We start from the raw sequence: 17,278 nt of genomic DNA on the forward strand, positions 1-17,278 counted from the left end.
TGGGGTCGTCCCCGATACGAACCGTAGCGCGCGGGCCGTCCCGCACAACAGGTTGCGTCGATTCTATCAAAGTGCCGTGCGCGCTGCCGAGCGTGGCCGTGCTGCAACACAGCGCCGCATCAGGCGAGGCTGCTACTGAGGCCGCTACTGCACGCCGGCGAGCCGGTATCCAACACCCGTTTCGGTCACGATGTGCTCGGGCTGCGCAGGATCGCGCTCCAGCTTCTGTCGCAGATGCCCCATGTAAATGCGCAAGTAATGATGGCTCTCCACATGTGACGGCCCCCAGACGTCGCGCAGCAGCTGGCGGTGCGTCAGCACGCGGCCGGCATGGCGCACCAGCGTGACCAGCAGCCGGTATTCGATCGGCGTCAAATGCACCACCTCGCCATTCCGGGTCACGCGGCGTGCGCTCAAGTCCACGACGATGCCGCCGAACTGGACTTGCGGCATGTCGTCCTGGCCGCCGCGATTGCGCCGGCGCAACTGCGCGCGGATCCGCGCCAGCAGCTCTGACACGCCGAACGGCTTGGTCAGGTAGTCGTCCGCCCCTGCATCCAACGCGGCCACTTTCTGCTCTTCCTGGCTGCGTGCGGATAACACAATGATCGGCAGATCGGTCCATCCGCGCAATTCGCGGATCACGTCCAGGCCGTCGGTATCGGGCAAGCCTAGGTCCACGATTACCAGGTCCGCCCGGCGCGTGGCGGCCTCGACCAGCCCCTGTCGACCCGTGTCCGCGTCGAATACTGTCATGCCCTGCGCTTGCAGCGAGGTACCCACGAAACGACGGATTTGCTTTTCATCCTCGATCAGGACAATCGTCACGTTCGGCTCACTCATGATTTCGGCGTGATTTCGCTAACCACATGCCCACTGCGCGCCGCATCGGCATCCTGTTCCTGCGCCTCATCCAGCACTTCGCCGCTGCCTGGCGGTACCTCATCGGCCGGCAACATGAACCAGAAGCGCGCCCCCAGCACGCGGCCTTGCACATCGACGCGGTTTTCCGCGCCGATTCGACCGCCGTGAGCATCGACGATGGCCCGACAGATCGCCAACCCGAGGCCAATGCCGGGTTTAGCCGATTCCTTTTCGCCGCGCGTAAACTTGTCGAACACGCGCGCTTGCATGCCCGGCGGCAGGCCGGGGCCGCTATCCTCGATCGCCACTTTGACATAGCGGCGCGCGCCGTCCTCGACCACACCCGCATCAATCGACAGTGGCGCGCCGGTCGGCGTGTACTTCGCCGCATTCTCGAACAAGTTGGCGAACAAATGCTCCATCAGCACCGGATCGAGCCGCAGCAGCGGCAGCTCGGCCGGCACGCGCGTGTGCACCGGATGGGCGGCCAGGCTCCGGCGGCATGCGGCGAGTGCGGCGCCCACCATTTCCTCGAGCATCAACCACTGGCGATTGAGCCGGACCGCGCCGGCCTGCAGCCGGGCCATATCCAACAAGTTGGTCACCAAGCGCGTCATGCGCAGCGCTTCCTCGTGGATCGCCTCAATCAGGTCGCGCTCGGCCTGCGGCCGAGGCGGCGCACCACCGCTTTGCTGCTCGGCGAGCATCGACGCAAAGCCGACGATGGCCGTCAGCGGCGTGCGCAAGTCGTGCGAAATGGCCGATAACAGCGAGTTGCGCAGCCGCTCGGACTCCATGCTGACCAACGCGTCCTGCGCGATCTCGACGTAGTGCACGCGCTCCAGCGCGAGTGCGATCTGTGCAGCAAACGTATCGATCATGCGACGCTGCTCGGGCACGGCCAGGTCCTCAAAGCGCGACACCACCAGTGCCAGCACACCGCGCGTGCGCATTGGCGCCTTCAGCGGCAGATAGAGCGCGTCGGCGGCCGGCAACGTATCGGTGCTCTGCCCGGCGGGCTTTTGCTGGTCATAGACCCATTGCGCGATATCGGTATCGAGTGCCGGCGGCTGCAGCATGATTGCCGGATCCGGCTCCTCGACCTTCTGCCTGACTTTGTCGTGGCTGTCCGGCAACAAGATCGCCACGCGCGCCTGGAACACTTCTGCGACATGCCGCATGCCGATCTCGATGATCTGGTCGGTGGCAAGCGCGGCACCCAGCTCACGCGTCATCGCGTACATCGCGCTGGTGCGCCGCTCGCGCAGCGTCGCGATACGCGCCTGCCGGCGCAGGCTCGACGTCAGATGGCTGATCGTCAGCGACGTGAGCAGCATCACGGCGAACGTCAATAGGTATTGCGTGTCGGACACCGACAGCGATATACGCGGCGGCACGAAGAAAAAGTCGAACGACGCGACGCTGAGAAACGATATCAGTACGCCCGGACCACGCCCCAGCCTCGCGGCAGCAAAGATCACACCGAGCAGGTATAGCATGGCCAGGTTCGCCAGATCGATCCGGTGCAGCAACTCGGTCGCCACCACCGTGATGCCGGCACTGATCGCCGCCGCATACGCGTAGTAACGCAGCTTCGAGCGGCGCTCGTCACCCAGCAACGACGCGAAGCTGCGCACGTCGCCGCGTGCGCCACGCCGCTGGTGCGCGCGGCCGGCGCCCACCAGCGTCACGTCGATGTCGGACGCCGATTGCAGCAACCGCTCGCCGACCGACGGGGCAAGCCAGCGTCGCGTGCGCGGCACACCGGCGACGAGCCTAGATACGTTGCGCATCCTCGCATAAGCCAGCAGCGTACGGGCCGCGTCGGGCCCATCTAGCGTCACTGTCTCGGCGCCTAGCTCGGCGGCCAACTTCAACGCATCGAGAGTGCGCTTTCGGACGGTGTCCGGCAGCCGTTGCAGCGTCGGCGTCTCGACATAGACCGCCAGCCAATCCGCCTTCAAGCTCGCCGCGAGCCGCGCGGCTGCGCGCACCAGCGTCGCACTCTCCGAGCCCGGGCCGACGCACGCGATGATCCGCTCGCGCGCGTGCCAGACGCGCTCGATCGACTGATCCGCGCGATACTCGCGCATCTGCGCATCCACCCGATCCGCGGTGCGTCGCAACGCCAGCTCCCGCAACGCGATCAGGTTGCCCTTGCGAAAGAAATGGCGGACCGCGTGCTCTGCCTGCTGTGGCAGATAGACCTTGCCGTCGCGCAAGCGCGCGAGCAGCTCGTCCGCAGGCAGATCCACCAGCGTGACCTCGTCGGCCAGATCGAATATTCGGTCCGGGATCGTTTCCCATACGCGAATGCCAGTGATCTGGCCAATCACATCGTTTAGGCTTTCAAGATGCTGAACGTTGAGCGTCGTGTAGACGTCGATCCCGGCATCCAGCAGTTCCTGCACATCCTGCCAACGCTTCAAGTGGCGTGCGCCGGGCACGTTCGAATGCGCAAGCTCATCGACCAGGATCAACTGCGGCCTGCGTGCTAGCGCCGCGTTCAGATCGAATTCCGGCAGCACCTTGCCGCGATACGGATAACGGGCAGCGGGAATCGACGGCAATCCATCGAGCAGCGCCAAGGTTTCCCTGCGTCCATGGGTTTCCGCCACGCCGACCACGACGTCAACGCCTTCGTCGCGGCATCGCCGTGCCGCCTGCAGCATCGCGAACGTCTTACCCACGCCCGCCGACGCGCCAAAAAAAATTTTCAGCTTGCCGCGCTGTTTTTTTTCCTCCTCGCGTTGCAACTTGTCGAGCAATTCGTCAGGATCGGGGCGTTCCATTCACGTATTGAAAGTCCAAGGCAGGCCGCGCCTGCGTGCGGGCTCCAGTATGCCCGAGCCTGAGCACCGTAAACGATCTTTCGCGCGAAGCCGACCCAGCACAAGCGTGGCTGCATGGCGCGCGCGTGCTCAAAACGCATCCAATGTGAAACAGGCGGCGCCAAATCATGTCAGTGTACGCTCACAATATGGCTAGTATGCTCGCTTCATCCGTCAAGTCCCGTCTGCTTATCGACGGCGACAGACACGCGCGGCGGCCGTTGCGGTTGAATCAAGGCTCACCGTTATAGATGGCCCCCGCGGCCCCCCGCGAGCCCATCGCGACTGGCCAATACTAGGAGAGATAAATGGACACCGATGCAAACGTTCCGGTCGCGGCCCTCGAAGCCGCTTTATCCGTGACACGAGAGGAACGACAGCATCAACCGATGCCCGAGCCCAGGCCAGCGTTGCTGGCTCATCGATACCTGCAGCCCCGCGCCGGTGCGGCAGGCACGCGAGCAGCCGGCTATTGCGACTTGCCCGACGAGTTGATCGTCCAAATCGGCCGCTATCTGGACACCCGCGATCTTTGCCACCTGTCGATGGTCGAGCGACACACCCATGCCGTACTACGCGAGCAGCTTCTCTCCAAGCGCTATGCCCATCACGCCAAAACTGTAGTCGACGCCGCCGGCGTACGTGCGCTACTGGCACAGATCGAGCATGACATCGTCGAGCAGCCTGGGCTGCGCATCTTCCCGATCTTGACCCTGTTGACGCAACTGCTGCGCAACAACTTTCCCGAACGCGATCAAGCAGCAGCCTTCGAATCGGTATTCACCGCTGCTGCGCAATTGCCTGCCGGAGGTTATGCGATCAGTAGGACAGTGATTAACACGTTGAAATACCTGAACCCAAGTGTTCGCGCCAACGCGTACGAATTTTGTTACGCGCAGGTGTGGCAGCGCCATTCGATATCGTCGCGCTATGGAGTCGCCCTCGCATCGCAATTGCACGTGCTGCCGCGCGAACGGTTCATCCAGCGATACGATGAACTCGTCGCATGGATCCCGCAGCTTGACACGACCGAGCGGGCGGCGCTGATCAGTACGCTCGCGATCCAGTTGCCGGCATTCGTGTACGGATTCAATGTACGCGACGCAGCGACGCTGCATCAAGCCACGCAATGGTACCGTACGCTGCGGCACGCGCTGTTGAGCCTTCCACCGTCCGACCAGGGCAAGGCAACGGCGGCACTGTGTGTCGCACTGCCGGCGTTGGGCCGTCAGACAAGTATCGCGGAGTATGGCCAGATTCGACAGATCGCGATGTCGCTGCCGCAACCGGCGATGGCCGAAGCGTGGCTCGGGCTGCTCCGGGCATTGCCGATGTTCCCGGCGGAGCTGCAACCGGCACAGCTGTATTCCCTGTACGCGATGATCGAGCGCTGGCCGTCGCAGTACCCTATTGACGCCGCACAGACGCTGCTGGAAACCGTCCCGGCGTTGCACGTCGACACGCGAGCAGCGGCCTGGCATAAGGCAGTCATGCTGCTACCGCCCAACGCGAGCGGGCCGGCCTCAAATGTCATCCAGCATGCACTCAACCAGATCGCGTTCCTGCGCGCCGATGAACGCAGCGCGGCACGCGCCGCGATCGCACGCATCATCGACGCTGACGACCACGCCGAGATGACGCTAGGGCAGCAAGATCGATGAGCCGGTCGTGCCCGTTGCCACAAGCTCGCAGCGGCTGAGCACGTGCACCTCTATTCGCCACACAACGTGACGATGTCGTCTTTCTTGTGATCGTGCGCGATCAACGCGATACGGGTGGTCATGGGCGCTGTCCTTTTGTGGATGCTTCGAACGGGATCGGCGAGGCGCACGCGTCAGAACGTGCCAGGGTATGCGCCGCCGTCGATTAACAGGTTTTGGCCGGTGATATACGACGCATGCGCGCTGCACAGGAAGGCGCAGGCCGCGCCGAACTCCGCGCTGTCGCCGAAGCGGCCGGCCGGCACCGCCTTCTCCCGCTGGCGCCGAAATGCGACCGGGTCGATGCCCTGCGCGGCGGCCTGCGCATCTAGCGTATGCAGCAGGCGGTCTGTCGCGAACTGGCCCGGCAGCAAATTATTGATCGTCACGTTGTGCTGCGCCACCTTGCGGGCTACGCCGGCCACGAAGCCGGTCAACCCGGCGCGTGCGCCGTTGGACAAGCCCAGCACGTCGATCGGCGCCTTAACCGACGAACTGGTGATATTAACAATGCGCCCAAAGCCGCGCGCGATCATGCCGTCAATCGTCGCCTTGATCAGCTCGATCGGGGTGAGCATGTTGGCTTCCAGCGCACGAATCCAGTCCTCATGCGTAAAATCGCGAAAGTCGCCGGGCGGCGGGCCGCCTGCGTTGTTGACCAGGATGTCCGGCTGCGGGCATGCGGCGAGCGCGGCGGCCCGGCCCGCCTCGGTGGTGATATCGCAGGCGATCGCGCTCACGCTCACGCCCGTGCTCGCGCGAATCGCCTGTGCGGTGGCCTGCAGCGTGTCGGCAGTGCGCGCCACGATCACCAAGTCTACCCCCTCAGCGGCCAGCGCTTGTGCGCAGCCGCGCCCCAGCCCCTTGCTAGCCGCGCAAACCAGCGCGGTGCGTCCGGCGATGCCCAGATCCATCGATAGCTCCTCATCTGATGGCGGCCCGCTGACCGCCCCGCCCCGTGCGGCGATACCGCCGGATGGCGCAGCCACGCGCGGCCGCGCCCCGCGTTTGCCGCCAAGCGCCGATTGTATTGGAATCGGCTGCATCGCGTTCACGCGCACTGCCACATTGACGATCACGTTGGGGCTTGCGCCTATATTTGAGTAAACTGGATTAGTTTGACGCTTCGCCGTCGTCCGCACCACACTACCCTCCCGCCGCCGCCATGAGACAGGACAGCCGATTCCCAAACCTCTTCATCCACGATCACCCGTTGATCCAGCACAAGCTCTCGCACATGCGCGACCGGGATACCTCCACGCGCACCTTCCGCGAGTTGCTGCGAGAAATCACGCTGCTGATGGGCTATGAGATTACCCGCGATCTGCCGCTGACCACGCGCCGCATCGCCACGCCGCTGGTCGAAATCGATGCACCGGTGATTGCCGGACGCAAACTGGCGATCGTGCCGGTGCTGCGCGCCGGCGTGGGCATGTCCGATGGGCTGCTGGAGTTGATTCCGTCGGCACGCGTTGGCCATATCGGCGTGTACCGGGCAGACGACCATCGTCCGGTCGAATACCTGGTGCGGCTGCCCGACCTGGAGGAGCGCACGTTCATCCTGTGCGACCCGATGGTAGCGACCGGCTACTCGGCGGCGCACGCGGTTGATGTGCTGAAGCGCCGCGGCGTGCGGGGCGCCAATATTCTGTTTCTCGCCCTTGTCGCAGCGCCTGAAGGGGTGCAAGTATTCACAAACGCGCACCCGGACGTGAAGTTGTATGTCGCGGCGCTGGACTCGCACTTGGACGAGCACGCGTACATCGTGCCGGGCCTGGGCGACGCGGGCGACCGGCTGTTCGGCACCAAGAACTAGGGACGCCCGCGGCCCGGGCCGACGGGTGGGCAGGAAGCGGAGCAGGCAGGCGGACGGGCGGGAGCGGAGCCGGAGGACGTGTTGGGAGCAGCGCCGGAGGACCGACCGGGGGCGGATCACTTTATGGGGTCGGAAACTTACACCGCGGTCGCGCGGCTTGCGAGCGGAGTTGGCATGCTAAAATTGCGCTTTTCCGTCGAACGCCCCTGCCGTGGCGTTTCTCGCGCGCGAGCGAGACGCACGCACGGCGGACAGCAGCACGCGCGTCGCTCCGATGGCACCGCGCGCCAGGGCCTTCGCCACGACACATCGATATTTGAATGAATGATACGCGCGTTGCGTGCGCGGTCGGAGAAACCATCATGGCTGGTCACTCGAAATGGGCCAACATCAAACATAAGAAAGCCGCGGCGGATGCCAAGCGTGGCAAGGTCTGGACGCGGTTGATCAAGGAAATTACCGTGGCGGCGCGGCTGGGCGGCGGCGATGCCGGATCAAACCCGCGCCTGCGGCTGGCGATCGACAAGGCAACGGACGCCAACATGCCAAAGGACAATGTCAATCGCGCGATCCAGCGCGGCGTGGGCGGCGTCGAAGGCGCGAACTACGAGGAAATCCGCTACGAGGGTTATGGCATCGGCGGTGCGGCGATCATCGTCGACACGATGACCGACAATCGCACGCGTACCGTCGCCGAAGTGCGCCATGCGTTCTCCAAACACGGCGGCAACCTGGGCACCGACGGCTCGGTCGCGTTCCTGTTCGACCATGTCGGCCAGTTCCTGTTCGCGCCCGGCACGCCGGAGGACAAACTGATGGAGGCGGCGCTCGAGGCCGGCGCCGATGACGTAACGACCAATGACGACGGCAGCATCGAGGTATTGTGCGCGCCAAACGACTTCGCGCAGGTCAAAGCTGCGCTTGAGGCCGCGGGCTTCAAGGCGGAACTCGCCGAGGTCACGATGAAGCCGCAAACCGAGGTGGAGTTCACCGGCGACGACGCAGTCAAAATGCAAAAGCTGCTCGATGCGCTGGAAAACCTCGACGATGTGCAGGAGGTTTACACGAACGCGGTCATTGCCGATCAGTAACGGCTCGCGCAGAAAATTTGTTGGCTCTTTCGAGGATTTCCATGAAGGTATTGGTCGTCGGCTCCGGCGGTCGCGAACACGCACTCGGGTGGAAGCTCGCGCAATCGCCGCGCGTCACCGCAGTCTACGTGGCGCCGGGCAATGGTGGCACGGCGCTGCAGGAGCGCCTGCACAATGTCGATATCACTGATCTGCACGCACTGGCCGACTTCGCCGAGCGCGAGCAGATCGCATTCACCGTGGTCGGGCCCGAGGCGCCACTCGCGGCGGGCATCGTCAATCTGTTCCGCTCGCGCGGCCTGAAGATCTTCGGGCCGAGCCGCGAAGCAGCGCAGCTTGAAAGCTCGAAGGACTTCGCCAAGGCGTTCATGAAGCGCCACGGCATTCCGAGCGCCGAATACGAGACGTTTTCCGACGCGGCGGCGGCACACGCGTACGTCGACGCACAGGGCGCGCCGATTGTGATCAAGGCAGACGGGCTCGCGGCCGGCAAGGGCGTGGTGGTAGCGCAAACGTTGGATGAAGCGCACCGCGCGATCGAAATGATGCTCGCCGATAACAAGCTCGGCGACGCGGGCGCGCGCGTGGTCATCGAGGAATACCTGCAAGGCGAAGAAGCCAGCTTCATCGTGATGGTCGATGGCAAGCATGTGCTCGCGCTGGCGTCGAGCCAGGATCATAAGCGGTTGCTCGACGGCGACCAAGGTCCGAACACCGGCGGCATGGGGGCCTACTCGCCAGCGCCGATCGTCACGCCACAATTGCATGCGCGTGTGATGCGCGAGATCATCCTGCCGACCGTGCGCGGCATGGAACACGAGGGCCTGCGCTATACTGGCTTCCTGTATGCCGGGTTGATGATCGACGCACAGGGTAACCCGAAGACGCTCGAGTTCAATTGCCGGATGGGCGATCCGGAGACGCAGCCGATCATGGCGCGGCTCAAGGGCGACTTCGCGCGTGTCATCGAGCACGCGCTCGCCGGCACACTGGACACCGTCGAACTCGAATGGGACCGGCGCACGGCGCTGGGCGTCGTGCTCGCAGCGCACCATTATCCGGACGCGCCGCGCAAGGGGGACCGCATCGATAGCATTCCGGCGCAGACCGAAACTGCCGTCACCTTCCACGCGGGTACCGCGCTGGTCGATGGCAAGCTAGTTACCTCGGGCGGACGCGTGCTGTGCGTGGTCGGGTTGGCCGATTCAGTGCGCGAGGCGCAGTCGATCGCCTATGAGACGATCCATCATATCCACTTCGATGGCATGCAGTATCGCCGCGACATCGGTCACCGCGCCCTGAACCGAAAGCACTGATCCGCAATGAGCCGTCCGTTCGACCCTGCCTCCCCGTCCTCCGATCCGGCTTTGGCCCACGCGCCGGCGCGCAGCACCACCGACTGCGGGCTCGGCGATCTGGCACCGGTGCGCGACTATTTGCTCGCGCTGCAGCACCATATCGCCGAGACGCTAGGCCAACTCGACGGCAAGCCATTCGACACGCATACGTGGCGCCGTGAGCCGAGTGACACGCTGCAAGGAGACGGCTGCTCGCGCGTGATCGAGGACGGCGAATGCTTTGAGCGCGGCGTGGTCGGCTTCTCGCACGTGAGCGGCGCCGCATTGCCGCCGTCGGCCAGCGCCACCCGCCCACAACTGGCCGGGCGCGGCTTCGAGGCGATGGGGGTGTCGCTGGTGCTCCATCCGCGCAATCCCTATTGCCCGACCGTGCACATGAATGTACGGCTGTTCGTCGCGACTCACCCAGACGAAGCGCCGGTATTCTGGTATGGTGGCGGCATGGACCTGACGCCGTACTACGGGTTCGAGGAGGACGCGCGGCATTTCCATTTGACATGCCGTGACGCACTGGCTCCGTTCGGTGACGAGTTGTATCCGCGCTTCAAGCGGTGGTGCGACGAGTACTTCTACTTGAAGCACCGTGGCGAGCCCCGCGGCATTGGCGGCATTTTTTACGACGACATAGCGGAGTTGGGATTCACGCGTGGCTTTGAGATGACACGCAATGTCGGGGATAGCCTGCTCACCGCCTATTTGCCGATCATCGAGCGGCGGCGCGCGATGCCTTATGGTGAGCGCGAACGAGATTTCCAGGCCTACCGGCGCGGCCGTTACGTCGAGTTCAATCTTGTCTTCGACCGCGGCACGCTGTTCGGCCTGCAAAGTGGCGGGCGCACCGAGGCCATTATGATGTCGATGCCCCCGGTGGCGAAATGGCGCTACGATTGGCATCCGGACGCTGGCTCGCCCGAGGCCCAGCTGTACCGCGATTTCCTGGTCGTGCGCGACTGGATCTGAACCGCGACGGCCGCCCCCCGATCGCCTTGCTTAAGGACGCAGACCTGAGTTCGCCGAATCCATCATCGCCGGACACCATCGACGCGTCCGCCGCGCCCCTCCTGCCCACGCGGATCGGCATCCTAGGCGGCACGTTCGACCCGATCCACGTCGGCCACCTGGCACTCGCGCGCCGGTTTGCCCAATGGCTCGGGTTGACCGATCTCGTGCTGTTGCCAGCGGGGCAACCTTGGCAAAAGAGCGGCGTATCGTGCGCGCGGCACCGGCTCGCGATGACCCGCCTGGCGGCGGCGTCGCTGGCGCTGCCCGCCACGCGGGTAGCCGTCGCAACCGATGAAATCGATCATCCCGGCCCGACGTACACCACTGAAACGCTGGCCGCATGGCGCGCGCGCCACGGCGCGGCGGCGTCGTTGACGCTATTGATCGGGGCCGACCAACTGGTCCGCCTGCATACGTGGAAAAACTGGCGCCGACTATTCGAATTCGCCCATATCGGTGTCGCGACGCGTCCCGGATTCGACCTATCGCAGGCGGATGCCACGGTGCTTGACGAAATCGCGCGCCGCAGCGCGTCGGCCAACACGCTGCGTGCGACGGCGCACGGCTATGTTCTGCTCGATACCACGCTGTCGCTGGACGTCTCGGCCACGGACGTGCGGCGGTTGCTGCGCGAACAGGCGCGTGGCCGCCTCGAGAAAGTCGCCAGCGTGCCGGACGCGGTCTGGCAGTACATCCGTCAACATCATTTGTATCAGACATAAACATGGATATCCGCACATTGCAACGCGTTATCATCGACGCACTCGAGGACGTCAAGGCGCAGGACATCCGCGTCTTCAACACCAGCCATCTGACCGAGCTATTCGACCGCGTGGTCGTTGCGAGCGGCACATCAAATCGGCAAACCAAGGCGTTGGCCAACAATGTGCGCGAAAAGGTCAAAGCGAGCGGCGGTGACATCGTCAGCACCGAAGGCGAGGACACCGGCGAATGGGTGCTGGTCGACTGCGGCGACGCGGTCGTGCACATCATGCAGCCCGCGCTGCGCCAATACTATCGACTCGAGGAAATCTGGGGGGACAAGCCGGTGCACGTGAAGCTCGGCGGCCAGGCCGGCACGCAAGACAGCGGCCCAGCCGCACCGGGCCTGGCGACGTGACGTGTAGGGCGGCGGCAGCCGCGCCCGAGTCATCAGCATGAAACTTTACATTGTCGCAGTCGGACACCGAATGCCGGACTGGGTTACGCGCGGCTTTGACGAATACGCGAAGCGCATGCCGCCCGAACTGCGCATCGAACTGCGCGAGATCAAGCCGGAACAGCGGGTATCGACACGCGCCGTAACGAGCGTGATGGCGGCCGAGCGTACGCGCATCGAGGCGGCGCTGCCCAAGGGCGCGCGACTTGTTGCGTTGGATGAGCATGGCCTTGACTGGACCACGATGCAGCTGGCACAACACCTGCCACGCTGGCAGCAGGACGGCCGCGATGTGGCTTTCGTCATCGGCGGCGCGGACGGGTTGGATCCGGCCATCAAGGCACAGGCCGATCTGCTGCTGCGGCTCTCCAGCCTGACGCTGCCCCACGCCATGGTCCGCGTGCTGCTGGCAGAGCAGCTTTACCGCGCGTGGAGCATCACGCAAAATCATCCTTATCATCGGGCGTAACGGTACCGCCCGACGTGCCCGCTTGCCCGCCACGCCGGTGAGCGGCACGGCCCTTCCCGTTCAGGTGATCATGTCCATTCCATCATCGCTCGATCCGGCAGCGTCCAGCCTGTCGACACACGAGGCATCCGGCGCCAACGACGCCTGCCCTGCCACGCCGCGCCATTCGTTTATTTATCTTGCGTCGCAAAGTCCCCGCCGTCGAGCGCTGCTGGAGCAGATCGGCGTGCGCTTCGAGTTGCTGCTCGCGCAAGAGCACGAAGATGCCGAGGCACTGGAAGCCGAACGGCCAGGCGAATCTGCGCAGGACTACGTGGTACGTGTGACGCTGGCCAAGGCAACGGCCGCTGGCGCACGCCGGAACCGACTGCTAGCCCGACAACACGATACAGCGCCGGCGCCGATTCTTGTAGCCGACACCACTGTGGCGCTCGATGACGAAATCCTCGGCAAACCGAGCGACGTCGATCACGCGTTGCAGATGCTCAAGCGCCTAGCCGGCCGCGCACATCGGGTATTGACCGCCGTTGCACTGGTCGGCGCCGATGCCACTGTCACCAGCGCACTGTCCGTGTCGCGGGTGTGGTTTGCCGCGGTGGACGACGCATCGCTGGCGCGCTATGCGCGCAGCGGCGAGCCCTTCGGCAAAGCAGGCGCCTACGGCATCCAAGGCCGCGCAGCCGAGTTTGTCGAGCGAATCGACGGGTCCTATTCAGGTATCATGGGCCTGCCCCTTTTCGAGACTGCCGCGCTGCTACGCGCGGCCCGCGTGGCGTTCCAATAAATCATGAACGAAGAAATTCTGATCAACGTCACCCCGCAGGAAACTCGCGTCGCGATCGTTCAACAAGGCGCAGTACAGGAGCTTCATGTCGAGAGAACGCTGTCGCGCGGCCGCGTCGGCAACATCTATCTCGGCAAGGTTGTGCGCGTGCTGCCCGGCATGCAGTCGGCGTTCGTCGACATCGGGCTGGAGCGCGCCGCGTTTCTGCACGTGGCCGATATCTGGCATCCGCGGCTGGCACCCGATGCGGCAGTCAGTGCACCGCAGCAGCCGATCGAGAAGATTGTCTTCGAAGGGCAAACGTTGATGGTCCAAGTGGTCAAGGATCCGATTGGCACCAAGGGCGCACGCCTGTCCACCCAGATCAGCATCGCTGGCCGCACGCTCGTCTATCTGCCGCAGGAGCCCCATATCGGCATCTCGCAGAAGATCGAGAGCGAGGTGGAACGCGAAGCAGTCCGCGCCCGACTCACGTCGGTGCTCCCAGGGGACGAAAGAGGCGGCTACATCGTGCGCACGATCGCCGAGGATGCGTCCAGCGAGGCCCTGTCGAACGATGTCGCCTATCTGCGCAAGACGTGGGCCACGATCCAGGCACAGGCAACACGGATGCCGCCGACAACCCTGCTGTACCAGGATCTCAACCTGGCGCAGCGCGTATTGCGCGACTTCGTCAACGACGACACCACGCGGATCCAGGTCGATTCGCGCGAGACATCGCAGATGCTCGTCGAGTTCGCCAATGAGTTCACACCGGCGGTCGCCTCCAAGCTCCACCACTATACCGGCGAGCGCCCGCTGTTCGACCTGTATAACATTGAAGCCGAGATCCTGCGCGCGCTGTCGCGCCGCGTCGATTTGAAGTCCGGCGGCTACCTGATGATCGACCAGACCGAAGCCATGACCACGATCGACGTCAACACGGGAGGTTACGTCGGCGCGCGCAACTTCGACGACACGATCTTCAAGACCAACCTGGAGGCCGCTCATACGATTGCTCGGCAATTGCGACTGCGCAATCTGGGCGGCATCATCATCATCGACTTCATCGACATGGAGAATGCCGAGCATCGCGACGCGGTGCTTGGCGAGCTAAAGAAGGCGCTCAGCCGAGACCGCACACGCGTCACTGTCAACGGCTTCTCGCAACTGGGTTTGGTGGAGATGACGCGCAAGCGCACCCGGGAATCGCTAGCCCATGTCCTGTGCGAACTGTGCCCAGTATGCCAGGGCAAAGGGCAGGTCAAGACTGCGCGCACGGTGTGCTACGACATCCTGCGGGAGATTCTGCGCGAATCCAGGCAGTTCAACCCCCGCGAGTTCCGCGTCGTGGCAGCGCAGCAGGTCATCGACCTGTTTCTCGAGGAAGAGTCGCAGCATCTGGCGATGCTGTGTGATTTTATCGGCAAGCCCGTGTCGTTGCAGGTCGAGTCGAATTTGAGCCAGGAGCAGTACGACATCGTGTTGATGTAGGGGCACCTGGCTTCACCGGAAATGCAACTGTAGCATGAGCCCGCGAACTGCTTGAACGGGTCCAAGCCAGGTGTCGATGAACTGAATGGGGGAAGGAAAATGGGGCAACGGTGCTCGTGCTGCGGCGAAGCATTCGATTGCGGGGCGGCCGATCCCAGTCGCCCCTGCTGGTGCGCGAACTTGCCACCGTTGCCTGCCCGCGCGCTGGATCCCGAGCAGGGCTGCCTGTGCGCTAGCTGCTTGGTGAGCAAGCTGGCACGCATGCCGGTCGACGCCACCGCGCTGGACGGGGCAAACCGCGTGAACCCGGTCTGTCACAGCAGAGACTACACCGGCTCAGAGGCTTCCTGAGACGGCCACGCGCTCAAACCTAATACGGCCCCGCACCCGTCCTGATACGGCCCGGGTTCAAGCGCCGTCACGGTGGTATGCACATTGGTCACCATAAACGTTTGACCTACACGTTGGTTCCCGCTATAATTCTTTTCTTTCCAGACGCGGGGTGGAGCAGTCTGGCAGCTCGTCGGGCTCATAACCCGAAGGTCGTAGGTTCAAATCCTACCCCCGCAACCAAAATTCTTCGCAAAAAGGCCGGTTCCGCATCGAATCTGCGCCTTCATAACATCTGTTTGTCGAATCCCTTAACTGAAGAAATAATGCGGCTGCATTTTGTTGAGCCGCGAACCCGTTCTTCTCAGATATCGTGGGGCTGACGTAACCACGCGCCGAGTGTAGTGGATGCGCGTTGTTAAAGTGGCGTTAATCGACCACTTCATCCATTGCGACACGCCGCGTCGCGAGGTGCCAACCCTGCACACGTGTAGCCTTCAGCGAGCTGCGAATACTTTCGGTTGGCACATTATCCCAGCATCGCCTCGTCGGCTCAACGCGCGCTCAATGGCGTCTCCAAGATTCTTCAACAGATGCCACCTGTCGGCCACTTGTATGGCTTGCGGCGCGTCACGAGTAATGCCTTCGGCATAGACGCCAGCGCGATCGCGTGACACCAACTGGACTGCGCAATAGCCGCTTAGCCAACTCGCCACCGTCATTGCATTGCGCTCTGGCAGCAGATCCATTGGCCGGCGTTTCTCCAGATCGACCAGTAGGGTACCGTAGAGATGACCGCGTTTGAATGCCCAGTCGTCGATGCCAACCAGGGTCGGCGGCGATGTCGTGGCGATTTGCTTCTGGCCATGGCTCTTGAGCAAACGAAGAATTGTTTCTCTGCTCATGCAGATGCCAAGGCGCTGCACCAATCGAGTGCCTGCGGCACCGCTGAGCGCGTGACGCGATGGCCACTACACGGCAGGCTCTCAATGCGTCGTCGGTACTCTGCGTGTATCCGGGAACTTGTCACTGAAGGACTGATTGCATTTGCGTTGAAGCAGGCAAAGCTGGGCATGCCGGTGGCAGAAGTGGTGCCGCAAGATTGGCATCAGCGATGCGACGTTTTACAACTGGCAGCCTTGGCCCATCGGAGCTACGTTAGTTGAAGCAATTTGAAGAGGAGAACGCGAAGCTTAAGCGGCTGATGGCAGACCTGTTGCTGAACAAAGCCATGTTGCAGGACGAGCCTGTCAGATTTTTAGTGTGCCTGGGATAACTTAAAACCACATCGATTAACCCGACACTTTAACTCAATAATGGCGCGCACTGTTGGCGATCTGCAGCGACTACGCTTTGCGCACGCTCGGCGCCTATTCCCAAACTGGAGGCCATTGACGAGCAACGTGCACGACGTTCAACACCCGCACCCTGTCGCCGGCCACATCATAAACCACAATGTAATTCCGATGTGCTACTAGCTCACGGGTGCCGACAGCGCGACCAAGCCGGCCCAGACTGGGGTGTTCGATTAAAAGTGCGGCTTTTTCCGAAAACAATTCATCGATGGCCAATGCGGCGACCGGGTTATCCGCTTCAATGTAACCATAGATCGCTTCACGATCCTGCATTGCCTCCGGCGTCTAAAATAACTCCATCACTTAGCCGCTTCGATACGGCGACGTGCCGCGGCGCGCCGAGCCGCGAACTTGGCTTCAACCTCGGCGGCCGGAATCAGATTACCGGCATCCGCTGAAGTCTGGGACTTTTGCACCTTGGCACGCAACCAAGCGTCATACTCCGACGCCTCCTTCTGCTGACGCACGTAATCTCGCATGAAATCGCGTAGCAGTTGCGCGCCGGTGCGATCTTGGCCTCTGGCCGCCGTCGAAAATTCGTTTTTTAGCGTCTCATCGACTCGAAAAGTAAAGGTTGCCTCGCTCATGCCCCCCCCCTCTCTCCTGTATTACTTTTTAATTACGTTGTAACACAATCTTGTGGTAATGGAAAAGCACCATCTAGCGGCAATGTTCTCCGGCGCATTGACTTAAAATTTTTTACGTGCATGTTGCCTCACGGGATGATGTTACTGCCGAGTAATTGTCACTCTTCGATGTTTTGCGTTGAAGGCCGGCGCAGCTGCGCGCCGGAATACAGGCCACGTATGCTCGAACGGATTTTCCCGGCTGCGCCAAGTGTGGACAACGCGCGCTTTTTGGTGATGCGTCGACGCGGGGCCAGATACCGAGGTTGTCTCATCGCAATCTCAGTGCGGCAATTTTCGTCGCGCCCCTTTCCCGATGTGAATCGGCCAGCCAGCACTGAGTTGCCGACATTAGCGTAACGTGAACATTGTTATCTTGCCGTTCAAGCCGTCTTGCCATGCCTGTGTTACTAAACATAT

At 62.9% G+C, this 17,278-nt stretch carries 17 protein-coding genes, 1 tRNA gene and 2 pseudogenes; 13 read left to right on the top strand and 7 right to left on the bottom strand.

Annotation, left to right across the window (positions count from 1 at the left end):
- Positions 1-144: 144 nt before the first annotated feature.
- Positions 145-843 carry a two-component system response regulator KdpE gene (gene kdpE, locus KPG66_RS09565; protein ID WP_013435933.1) on the bottom strand — a complete coding sequence of 233 codons (699 nt, stop codon included), beginning with the start codon at positions 841-843 and terminating at the stop codon, positions 145-147.
- Positions 840-3,656: a DUF4118 domain-containing protein gene (locus KPG66_RS09570; protein WP_013435934.1), complete on the bottom strand. Its 2,817-nt coding sequence runs from the start codon at positions 3,654-3,656 to the stop codon at positions 840-842. The genes kdpE and KPG66_RS09570 overlap by 4 nt, the downstream gene beginning before the upstream one ends.
- 428 nt (positions 3,657-4,084) lie before the next feature.
- Here KPG66_RS09570 and KPG66_RS09575 point away from each other — a divergent pair, with 428 nt between their 5' ends.
- Complete coding sequence (locus KPG66_RS09575; RefSeq protein WP_370645084.1) at positions 4,085-5,356, top strand: F-box protein; 1,272 nt, start codon at positions 4,085-4,087, stop codon at positions 5,354-5,356.
- On the opposite strand, the pseudogene KPG66_RS09580 reads toward KPG66_RS09575, so the two are convergent.
- Both KPG66_RS09580 and KPG66_RS09585 read right to left on the bottom strand, forming a co-directional pair.
- Positions 5,348-5,478 (bottom strand): annotated as a pseudogene (locus KPG66_RS09580) (methylglyoxal synthase); the annotation flags it as partial. The gene KPG66_RS09575 and the pseudogene KPG66_RS09580 sit on opposite strands and share 9 nt — an antisense overlap.
- 51 nt (positions 5,479-5,529) lie before the next feature.
- Positions 5,530-6,309: an SDR family oxidoreductase gene (locus KPG66_RS09585; RefSeq protein WP_041754407.1), complete on the bottom strand. Its 780-nt coding sequence runs from the start codon at positions 6,307-6,309 to the stop codon at positions 5,530-5,532.
- 251 nt (positions 6,310-6,560) lie between these two features.
- Between KPG66_RS09585 and upp the strand changes: the two genes are divergently transcribed.
- From upp to KPG66_RS09640, 11 genes are all read left to right on the top strand, one after another.
- Positions 6,561-7,211, top strand: a complete 651-nt coding sequence (gene upp, locus KPG66_RS09590) for a uracil phosphoribosyltransferase (RefSeq protein ID WP_013435937.1) — start codon at positions 6,561-6,563, stop codon at positions 7,209-7,211.
- Positions 7,212-7,573: 362 nt separating this feature from the next.
- Positions 7,574-8,302 carry a YebC/PmpR family DNA-binding transcriptional regulator gene (locus KPG66_RS09595; protein WP_041754408.1) on the top strand — a complete coding sequence of 243 codons (729 nt, stop codon included), beginning with the start codon at positions 7,574-7,576 and terminating at the stop codon, positions 8,300-8,302.
- 41 nt (positions 8,303-8,343) lie between these two features.
- Entirely contained in the window at positions 8,344-9,618 is a 1,275-nt protein-coding gene (purD, locus tag KPG66_RS09600) for a phosphoribosylamine--glycine ligase (protein ID WP_041753737.1), read from the top strand.
- A gap of 6 nt (positions 9,619-9,624) precedes the next feature.
- Positions 9,625-10,620 (top strand): oxygen-dependent coproporphyrinogen oxidase, encoded by a 996-nt coding sequence (hemF, locus tag KPG66_RS09605; RefSeq protein WP_237070759.1) that lies wholly within the window; start codon positions 9,625-9,627, stop codon positions 10,618-10,620.
- A 101-nt stretch (positions 10,621-10,721) separates the two neighbouring features.
- Positions 10,722-11,384: a nicotinate-nucleotide adenylyltransferase gene (locus KPG66_RS09610; RefSeq protein ID WP_422393333.1), complete on the top strand. Its 663-nt coding sequence runs from the start codon at positions 10,722-10,724 to the stop codon at positions 11,382-11,384.
- Between the two features lie 2 nt (positions 11,385-11,386).
- Complete coding sequence (gene rsfS / locus KPG66_RS09615; RefSeq protein ID WP_422393322.1) at positions 11,387-11,782, top strand: ribosome silencing factor; 396 nt, start codon at positions 11,387-11,389, stop codon at positions 11,780-11,782.
- 37 nt (positions 11,783-11,819) lie between these two features.
- A complete protein-coding gene (gene rlmH, locus KPG66_RS09620; RefSeq protein ID WP_237070760.1) occupies positions 11,820-12,290 on the top strand; it encodes a 23S rRNA (pseudouridine(1915)-N(3))-methyltransferase RlmH in 471 nt (156 codons plus the stop codon).
- 70 nt (positions 12,291-12,360) lie between these two features.
- Complete coding sequence (locus KPG66_RS09625) at positions 12,361-13,074, top strand: Maf family protein (RefSeq protein ID WP_237070761.1); 714 nt, start codon at positions 12,361-12,363, stop codon at positions 13,072-13,074.
- 3 nt (positions 13,075-13,077) lie between these two features.
- A complete protein-coding gene (gene rng, locus KPG66_RS09630; protein ID WP_237070762.1) occupies positions 13,078-14,547 on the top strand; it encodes a ribonuclease G in 1,470 nt (489 codons plus the stop codon).
- Between the two features lie 99 nt (positions 14,548-14,646).
- Complete coding sequence (locus tag KPG66_RS09635; RefSeq protein ID WP_237070763.1) at positions 14,647-14,898, top strand: cysteine-rich CWC family protein; 252 nt, start codon at positions 14,647-14,649, stop codon at positions 14,896-14,898.
- Between the two features lie 145 nt (positions 14,899-15,043).
- A tRNA-Met gene (locus KPG66_RS09640) sits at positions 15,044-15,120 on the top strand.
- Positions 15,121-15,374: 254 nt separating this feature from the next.
- Here the strand turns inward: KPG66_RS09640 and KPG66_RS09650 are convergent.
- Positions 15,375-15,782: a transposase gene (locus tag KPG66_RS09650; RefSeq protein ID WP_237070764.1), complete on the bottom strand. Its 408-nt coding sequence runs from the start codon at positions 15,780-15,782 to the stop codon at positions 15,375-15,377.
- 84 nt (positions 15,783-15,866) lie between these two features.
- Here KPG66_RS09650 and KPG66_RS09655 point away from each other — a divergent pair.
- Positions 15,867-16,120: pseudogene (locus KPG66_RS09655) on the top strand (transposase); the annotation flags it as partial.
- Positions 16,121-16,247: 127 nt separating this feature from the next.
- Here the strand turns inward: KPG66_RS09655 and KPG66_RS09660 are convergent.
- Positions 16,248-16,505 (bottom strand): type II toxin-antitoxin system RelE/ParE family toxin, encoded by a 258-nt coding sequence (locus KPG66_RS09660; RefSeq protein WP_013435952.1) that lies wholly within the window; start codon positions 16,503-16,505, stop codon positions 16,248-16,250.
- Positions 16,506-16,531: 26 nt separating this feature from the next.
- Positions 16,532-16,819, bottom strand: a complete 288-nt coding sequence (locus tag KPG66_RS09665; RefSeq protein ID WP_013435953.1) for a CopG family ribbon-helix-helix protein — start codon at positions 16,817-16,819, stop codon at positions 16,532-16,534.
- Positions 16,820-17,278 lie beyond the last annotated feature (459 nt).

It is taken from the genome of Mycetohabitans sp. B2 (assembly GCF_021733735.1).
Lineage (GTDB): Bacteria > Pseudomonadota > Gammaproteobacteria > Burkholderiales > Burkholderiaceae > Mycetohabitans > Mycetohabitans rhizoxinica.

Bases quoted from the DNA above. Each gene is read 5' to 3' on its own strand.
- KPG66_RS09665 (WP_013435953.1), bottom strand. From the start codon at position 16,819: ATGAGCGAGGCAACCTTTACTTTTCGAGTCGATGAGACGCTAAAAAAC.
- KPG66_RS09585 (WP_041754407.1), bottom strand. From the start codon at position 6,309: ATGGATCTGGGCATCGCCGGACGCACCGCGCTGGTTTGCGCGGCTAGC.
- hemF (WP_237070759.1), top strand. From the start codon at position 9,625: ATGAGCCGTCCGTTCGACCCTGCCTCCCCGTCCTCCGATCCGGCTTTG.
- KPG66_RS09660 (WP_013435952.1), bottom strand. From the start codon at position 16,505: ATGCAGGATCGTGAAGCGATCTATGGTTACATTGAAGCGGATAACCCG.
- upp (WP_013435937.1), top strand. From the start codon at position 6,561: ATGAGACAGGACAGCCGATTCCCAAACCTCTTCATCCACGATCACCCG.
- KPG66_RS09570 (WP_013435934.1), bottom strand. From the start codon at position 3,656: ATGGAACGCCCCGATCCTGACGAATTGCTCGACAAGTTGCAACGCGAG.
- rsfS (WP_422393322.1), top strand. From the start codon at position 11,387: ATGGATATCCGCACATTGCAACGCGTTATCATCGACGCACTCGAGGAC.
- KPG66_RS09635 (WP_237070763.1), top strand. From the start codon at position 14,647: ATGGGGCAACGGTGCTCGTGCTGCGGCGAAGCATTCGATTGCGGGGCG.
- kdpE (WP_013435933.1), bottom strand. From the start codon at position 843: ATGAGTGAGCCGAACGTGACGATTGTCCTGATCGAGGATGAAAAGCAA.
- KPG66_RS09595 (WP_041754408.1), top strand. From the start codon at position 7,574: ATGGCTGGTCACTCGAAATGGGCCAACATCAAACATAAGAAAGCCGCG.
- purD (WP_041753737.1), top strand. From the start codon at position 8,344: ATGAAGGTATTGGTCGTCGGCTCCGGCGGTCGCGAACACGCACTCGGG.
- KPG66_RS09625 (WP_237070761.1), top strand. From the start codon at position 12,361: ATGTCCATTCCATCATCGCTCGATCCGGCAGCGTCCAGCCTGTCGACA.
- rng (WP_237070762.1), top strand. From the start codon at position 13,078: ATGAACGAAGAAATTCTGATCAACGTCACCCCGCAGGAAACTCGCGTC.
- KPG66_RS09575 (WP_370645084.1), top strand. From the start codon at position 4,085: ATGCCCGAGCCCAGGCCAGCGTTGCTGGCTCATCGATACCTGCAGCCC.
- KPG66_RS09650 (WP_237070764.1), bottom strand. From the start codon at position 15,782: ATGAGCAGAGAAACAATTCTTCGTTTGCTCAAGAGCCATGGCCAGAAG.
- rlmH (WP_237070760.1), top strand. From the start codon at position 11,820: ATGAAACTTTACATTGTCGCAGTCGGACACCGAATGCCGGACTGGGTT.